Annotated in this window: 1 pseudogene; it reads left to right on the top strand. The window is 82.7% G+C overall.

Annotated features, from left to right (window positions below):
* A pseudogene (locus tag F0L46_RS25955) lies at positions 1-359 on the top strand (penicillin-binding protein 1C); the annotation flags it as partial.

The following is a 359-nucleotide window of genomic DNA, read 5'->3' as shown; positions in this document are numbered from 1 at the left end:
CGCGAGCCCAAGCGGCTCTCCAACGGCGAAGCGGCGCCCCCCGTCGGGCTGCCCCAGGCGCCCGAGGCGCCCCGCCCCGACCGGTTCGCGGCCGCCGCGCGGCGCGCCCGGGACCGGGTGCTCGACCGGGCAATGGCCCGCGGCCTCATCACCCCCGCCGACGCCGAGGCGGCCCGCGCCGAGCCGGTGCCCGACGAGCGCCGCCCCTTCCCCATGCTTGCCGCCCACGCAGCCGACGCGGCCCTGAGCGAGCGCCCCGGCGAGCGGGTGCACCGGCTTCCCATCCACGGGCCCCTCCAGGCGGGCTTGGAGGCCCTGGCGCGCGAGGGCGCGGGGCGGCAGGGGGCGGGGCCGTCCGC

It is taken from the genome of Salinarimonas soli (assembly GCF_008386575.1).
Lineage (GTDB): Bacteria > Pseudomonadota > Alphaproteobacteria > Rhizobiales > Beijerinckiaceae > Salinarimonas_A > Salinarimonas_A soli.
The sequence above is the reverse complement of the archived record's forward strand: the minus strand, read 5'-3'. Positions and strand labels throughout refer to the sequence as shown.